Annotated in this window: 7 protein-coding genes; 4 read left to right on the top strand and 3 right to left on the bottom strand. The window is 32.4% G+C overall.

Annotated elements, in window-relative coordinates:
- Window positions 1–133 precede the first annotated feature (133 nt).
- A complete protein-coding gene (locus Q0V67_RS01970) occupies window positions 134–643 on the bottom strand; it encodes a C-GCAxxG-C-C family (seleno)protein (protein WP_297596516.1) in 510 nt (169 codons plus the stop codon).
- A 142-nt stretch (window positions 644–785) separates the two neighbouring features.
- Between Q0V67_RS01970 and Q0V67_RS01965 the strand changes: the two genes are divergently transcribed.
- From Q0V67_RS01965 to Q0V67_RS01950, 4 genes are read left to right on the top strand one after another with little or no spacing between them, the layout of a single operon-like run.
- Complete coding sequence (locus tag Q0V67_RS01965; protein ID WP_297596514.1) at window positions 786–1,244, top strand: tRNA (cytidine(34)-2'-O)-methyltransferase; 459 nt, start codon at window positions 786–788, stop codon at window positions 1,242–1,244.
- A 2-nt stretch (window positions 1,245–1,246) separates the two neighbouring features.
- On the top strand, window positions 1,247–1,735 hold the full coding sequence (locus tag Q0V67_RS01960) for a dihydrofolate reductase (protein WP_297596513.1): 489 nt from the start codon (window positions 1,247–1,249) through the stop codon (window positions 1,733–1,735).
- Window positions 1,736–1,790: 55 nt separating this feature from the next.
- On the top strand, window positions 1,791–3,023 hold the full coding sequence (locus Q0V67_RS01955; RefSeq protein WP_297596511.1) for an outer membrane protein transport protein: 1,233 nt from the start codon (window positions 1,791–1,793) through the stop codon (window positions 3,021–3,023).
- Between the two features lie 25 nt (window positions 3,024–3,048).
- On the top strand, window positions 3,049–3,624 hold the full coding sequence (locus Q0V67_RS01950; RefSeq protein ID WP_297596509.1) for a TetR/AcrR family transcriptional regulator: 576 nt from the start codon (window positions 3,049–3,051) through the stop codon (window positions 3,622–3,624).
- Window positions 3,625–3,666: 42 nt separating this feature from the next.
- Here the strand turns inward: Q0V67_RS01950 and Q0V67_RS01945 are convergent, their stop codons facing one another.
- Window positions 3,667–4,332, bottom strand: coding sequence for a hypothetical protein (locus Q0V67_RS01945; RefSeq protein WP_297596507.1), 666 nt, complete (start codon window positions 4,330–4,332; stop codon window positions 3,667–3,669).
- A 16-nt stretch (window positions 4,333–4,348) separates the two neighbouring features.
- Window positions 4,349–6,637 carry an arginine decarboxylase gene (gene adiA, locus Q0V67_RS01940; protein WP_297596505.1) on the bottom strand — a complete coding sequence of 763 codons (2,289 nt, stop codon included), beginning with the start codon at window positions 6,635–6,637 and terminating at the stop codon, window positions 4,349–4,351.
- Between the last annotated feature and the right edge of the window lie 15 nt (window positions 6,638–6,652).

Here is a 6,652-nt window from a genome sequence, read left to right as displayed (position 1 = left end):
TGTTGCTTCCGCAACTTTCTGACTATTTTCTCTATTCGGTTGTTAATGTCCTTCTTCATCAGCTGCACTGTTTGCTGCTGACGAAGATAATAGTACCACAACTTCCACTCTTCGTCAACAACTTTTTTATTTTTTATTTTTTTTCTTTATATCCCAATTCTCTTGCCAAAATTTTTGCTGTCATTTCTGTTAATTCTCCCGTTATTTCTACACAATGATTTATATGAGTTTTACTTCCTAACTCCATTCCTTTTGTTAAAACTTTACAACAACAAACTTTTCTTTTTTTAGTGAATTCTATTTGAAGTTCTTTTGTTAACTCCATACTTTTCTTCACTTCGGGTCCTCCAGCCTTCCCTCTTCCAAAGAACATCCCTATAGCCATCACTCCCCCATTTACAGCTCCACAAGTACACCCATTTCCCATTCCTACAGGAAATCCAGAGGCTAATCTTACAATGTCATCACCATATGGTGCATCAAACGCATCTTTTAAAGTCTTTAAAACAGCTTCAGAACAATAAAAATCTCTATTTTTATAATAATTCTCTGCTTTCTCTCTCAACGCTTTTATGTCAACTTCACCATTTTGAATTTTTACATCTTTATCTTTTCTAAATATTCTTGTAATTTTTCTTAACATAATGTTTTTAACAACTCCTTAAATATTTTTATTTTTATTATATCTTATTACTTTGGAACTCTTCAATTAATATTTTAAATTTAATTGTTTTTGTGATAAAATTATATATAATTTAATATTTTTATATTTAGGAGGATATATTATGAATATAGTTCTAATGGAACCTGAAATACCATACAACACAGGAAATATAGGTAGATCTTGTGTTTTAACAAACACAACTCTCCATCTTATCAAACCTCTAGGTTTTTCTCTCGACGAAAAACAAATCAAAAGATCTGGACTTGATTATTGGGAATTAATAGATTTAAAAGTTTGGGAAAATTATGAAGAATTGAGAGCTGCATACCCTGAATCTAACTTCTATTTTGCAACAACAAAAACAACCCAAAAATACTCAGATGTTAAATACAATCCAAATGATTTTATAGTTTTTGGACCTGAATCTCGTGGAATTCCAGCAGATATAAGAGAAGCTAATCAAGAAACATGCATAACTATTCCAATGATAAAGATGGGAAGATCTCTAAACCTCTCTAACTCAGCAGCTATCGTTCTTTATGAAGCGCTTAGACAAAATGATTTTAATTTTGGTGAATAATTATGTTGTCTTTGATTGTAGCAATGGATAAAAACAATCTTATTGGATATGACAACCAGATACCTTGGAGCATTCCTGAAGATTTATCACTTTTCAAAGAGATTACTTCAAATGGAATTCTTATAATGGGGCGAAGAACTTTTGAATCAATAGGTCGCCCTCTTCCGAACCGTGTAAATGTAATATTAACAAAAAATAAAAACTTTAGACACGATGGTATCTTTACATTTAACACTCCTGATGGGGCTTTAAATTTTGCTAATCAAATTTCAAAAAAAGATAATAAAAAAATTTTTATAATCGGCGGAAGTTTTATTTACAATATCTTCTTACCTTTAATAGACGAGATTCATCTCTCTATTATTGAAGGAGATTTTAAGGGGAATATTTTTTTCCCAACTATTGATTTTTCTAAATATTCCATCCTAAAAAGCAAACACTATAATGGATTTCAATACTTACACCTCATAAAAAACACTTGTAATTGTTAAAAACATGTGTTATATTACACTAGTAATTTACAAAATACTAGGAGGTTTTTTATTTATGAAAGAATTAAAAATACCATTTTTAGCTATCATGGCTAGTTTAAGTGTTTCCACTTTGGGAGCATCTATAGATATTATCCAAAACTATTCTGCTGAATATGGCGGAAACCCTGCACAACAAGGTGCTATCAATACCGGAACATCTGTGTACTTCAATCCTGCTGGACTTATGAGATTAGAGAACGGGACTTATTTTGTAGGTGGCCTTCAATATGCTTTTGGGGATCAAAATATGGAAGCTGCTGGAAAAAATTATTCCACAGACTTATCATCTCCCATTCCAAATTTAGCACTTTATAAAAAAACTGACGATGGAGCATATTTCTGGACATTAGGTGGAGCAGCAGGTGGAGCTTCTCTTAAGTATAAAAATAGTATACCTCTAATATTAGGTGGGATGGATGGAAACAAACTTTTAGAAAATGCTGAAGTTGAGGGTTCTAACATGTATGGACAGACTACTCTTGGTAAGGCTTATAATCTAACAGATAAATGGTCTGCTTCTGTTGCTATAAGGGGAATTTATGGTAAAAGAGATTTGAAAGCAGATGCTAAAACTAATGAATTGGGACAATTTTTACTTAAAACTGAAGGTGCCTCTATCGATGCTGAAAGAACAGCTTTTGGTGTTGGAGCACAACTTGGGCTTAACTATGCGCCGACAGAAAAGTTAAATATTGGTTTTAGATATGATACAAAAGTTAAACTAGATTTTAAAACAAAAGCTACATACGATAAAACTAACCCTATTGCTAGTACACTCTTAAATAAATACCCAGTTTATAAAGATGGATTAAAAACTCGAAGAGATATCCCCGCATTAGCTGCTTTAGGAGCGTCATACAAAATGACAGACAAATGGACAACTTTTGTTGGTGGAAACTATTACTTCAACGAATCTGCAACTATGGACAGAGTTGAAGGTATGAATGTGGATTATAAAAACGGTTGGGAAATATCAGTTGGTTCTGAGTATTGGATGAACGACAGATTCGCTTGGCTTGTTGGATTTAACTACGCCGATACTGGAGCTCCAGACGAGAGTTTTGCCGCAACTGAATATGCTTTAGATTCTAAAATGGTTGGGACAGGTATCAAATTTAAACAAGATGAGACTACAGAGTGGACTCTTGCTTACAACCACTACTTCTACGATAGTAGAACTGTAGAAAATATCAAATATGAAAAAGAAATATCTAGTGTTGGAATAAACTTTGTTAAAAAGTTTTAGTTCTCACTAAACTCAGGAGGAATTAATGCCAAAAAAAGCAATTTTTAAAAAAGAGCAGATACATGCAAAAGCTTTCGAAATGTTTGAAAAACACGGATTGGATGATATTACTGCTAGAAATTTAGCCAAAGCCTTAAATTGTTCACCAGCTCCTATATATAGCTGCTATTCCTCTATGGACGAACTGAAGACCGACCTCATTGAAAGAGCTAAACAAATTTTTATGGATTACGTTGTTAAACCCGAAACAGACATGGTTTTTTTAAATAGTGGAATTGGCCTTTGCACTTTTGCTAGAGAAGAAAAACAACTTTTTAAATCTATTTTTTTAAGAGATAACTCTTATGGAAAGTTGTTAAAACAATTCAGAGATTTAGTCAAAGTTGAAATGGAAAAAGATGAAAGATTTAACAATTTACCAACTAAATTTAAACATGAGCTTTTCTTAGATTGTTGGCTTTTTGGACATGGTTTAGCGACTCTTATCGCTACAGATTATTTTGAAGATCCAAACAACGAATTCATAAAAGATAAGTTGCTATCTACAGCTGCTTTAATGTTATACAAAAAATTAGATGATTTTAACGCTGAAAATAGTTAATAAAAAAACAGAGTCCACTTAATAAAGTTGGACTCTATTTTTTTAAACTTGTTGTTCCATCAAATACTTTAAACTCCATCCGAACAAAATCAAAACAACAGAGCTAAAACCAATATATAAAAACAATATATAATTAAACAACTCTGGTTTTAAATACATGCTGACCACTATTATTATTCCGAAGATGAAATCTAAAAATCCATCTAATATTAATAGCCACTTTATAAAAATAACTCTTTTTTTTTGTTCCATTAATCCTAAACTATATACTTTTGTCACCAAATGACTTATCCCTCTAAATGTTAGAAAAGTTCCTATATAGAAAATTATTAAATACCCTTTTATTTCTAACTCTGCAGATGTCGCTCTTCTAATAACTCCACCTACACTTTCTATAAGAAAAACTTCAAAGATTTCCATTTTTTTGGTCAGTATAATCCATCCTGAAAATATTTCGATAACTCCCCAGAATAGCATCTCACCCCAATGAAACTCTATATCATCTATTCCTGAAAATGAATAGAGAATGTTTCCTATTCCTGTTAATAAAAATAGGAATCCTAATCCTTCTAAAACATTCCCTAGCATAACTCCATCAGTGATTATCACGCTAGCTGAGTACACTAAAAATACCAAACCTACTCCTATATGATAAAACCATACTTTTTTTAAAGAGTCTCTTATTTTTACCGCAATCTCTTTATACATGATATCACCACCAATATTATTTTATACAAAGAACATTATACTCTCCATTCTCAACTGTTGTTCCTTCTGTTTCATGTTCAAATCCAGGGAATTTCTCATCCCAAGTTGTTAGTGCTTTTAAATAAGATATCTGAGCACTATTTTCTTGACCAAAACTTTCTCCAGACATCAACATTGGAATTCCAGGTGGATATGGGATAACTGCATTCGCAGATATTCTTCCTTCTAATTTACTAGCCGGAACTAATTCGACATCATTTTTCACAATTTTATTATACGCTTCTCTTGGAGTCATTATTTGCTCTGGAAGAGTTGAATAAGCCTCATTTAAATACTTTCCTAAATTATGTTCTTTCAAATACTCGAACATTTCATCTCCTAGATCTTTCATTCCCAAATCGCCATATCTTTCATCTCTTCCAGCAACCAATTCTGGAAATATTTTTTTTAACGATGTATTGTTATCATATTCTTTTTTAAACGAAACCAATAAATCTAATAAGGTTCCCCATTTCCCTTTACTTATTCCCATTGAGAATAAGAACATTATTTGAAAATCTGTCGTTCTTGTTGGTACAACTCCATATTTTGAAAAATAGTATGAAATTAATTGAGCCGGCACTCCTCTTTCATCCATATCACCATTATCTTTCATTCCCGGAGCTAGGATACTAACTTTTATTGGATCTAACATTATCCAATTTTCTGGAATCCCTTCAAATCCATGCCAAACTTCACCCGGATTCATTGCCCAACAACTCTGTTCTCTCATCAAAAGCTCTGTTGAAGCATCTTCAAAATTATAAACCTTCCCTGTTTTTGGGTCTTTTACAGTTTCTGCATTCCAAGGTTTAAAAAACCATTCTCCCTCTTGAGCATACTCTTTATGATATTTTGCTACCATTTTTCTAAATTCTATTGCCTCTTTTAAAACTTCATCTGTTAAATATTTCCCTGTTTTTCCTTGCATCATAGCTGCTCCAACCTCATTTGATGCAGCTATTGCATATAATGGGGATGTTGTTGCATGCATCATATATGCTTGATTAAATCTTTCTTCTGCTATTGGATTTTTACCTTGTCTCATATGCACATATGAAGCTTGAGATAAAGCATTCAGAAGTTTATGTGTAGAATGAGTTGCAAAAACTGTCGCATTGCCTTTATAATCCTTTGCATCCCCTCTCATCGCAAAATGGTCTTTGTACATTTCATTAAATTTTGCATACCCATACCATGCCTCATCAAAATGTATACGTTCAATATATTTTTGAAATATATTTTCTACATTTTTAGCATTGTAACAAACCCCATCATATGTACAATTTGTTACCACTGTATATACAGGATTATTATTCTTATATTTTTCTGGAACTAAAGGACTTATTTTTATCTTTTCTTGTACATTTTCTTCAGTCATTTCTTCTGGTAATATAGGACCTATTATTCCATATCGATTTCTTGTTGGTTTCATATATACTGGCTTAGCTCCAGTTATCATCAATCCCTGTTCTATCGATTTATGACAATTTCTGTCTACCAAGGCTATATCTTCATCTGTCAATACCGCTTGCATTATAGTTCTATTTGACCCCGATGTTCCAACCAAAACATTGTATGATCTATCTGCCCCAAATATTTTAGCCACTAATTTTTCACCTTCTAAAAATGCCCCTGTATGATCTAACAAAGACCCAATAGTTGTTCTTTCAATTCCAGTATCTGTTCTAAATAGATTTTCATCATAAAAATCAAAAAATCTTCTTCCCAAAGCTGTTTTTGTAAAACCAACACCCCCTTGGTGACCAGGTGCAGCCCACGAATATTCTGCTATTTTATTATAGTTAAATATAGCTTTTGTTAAAGGTGGCAGTAATTCATCATTATATCTTTCTACAGCTCTTTGAATTCTCTCTCCTAAAAAAACAATTTCTTCTTGAAGCAACCAAATTATCTCTTCAACATTTTCATAAACCTCTCTGCTCATTTTTTCAAGAGCATCCGCTTTATGTGTCAATAAGAAGACTGGAACCCCTTCTTGATTTTCATGCAATTTCTTTATTACTTCTATCGCTTCTTTCTCTTCTCTTTCATTTGGCCAAGACAATAGTAAACAATCTATTGATTTATCACAACTTATAACATCTTGTAGGTCTTCATAGCACTCAGAAGTATAAACTCCCAAGCACCTTCTCTCAAGTTCATCCATCAGACACTCTATTCTATTCCCAATTTCAGTTCCTTCTTTCACACCTTCTTTGAATACAACTACTTTAGTTCCTGTTCCATAAATTATTTTTTCCATTAAATACTCCTCCTC

It is taken from the genome of uncultured Cetobacterium sp., from assembly GCF_947072685.1.
Classification (GTDB): Bacteria; Fusobacteriota; Fusobacteriia; order Fusobacteriales; family Fusobacteriaceae; genus Cetobacterium_A.
The sequence above is the reverse complement of the archived record's forward strand: the minus strand, read 5'-3'. Positions and strand labels throughout refer to the sequence as shown.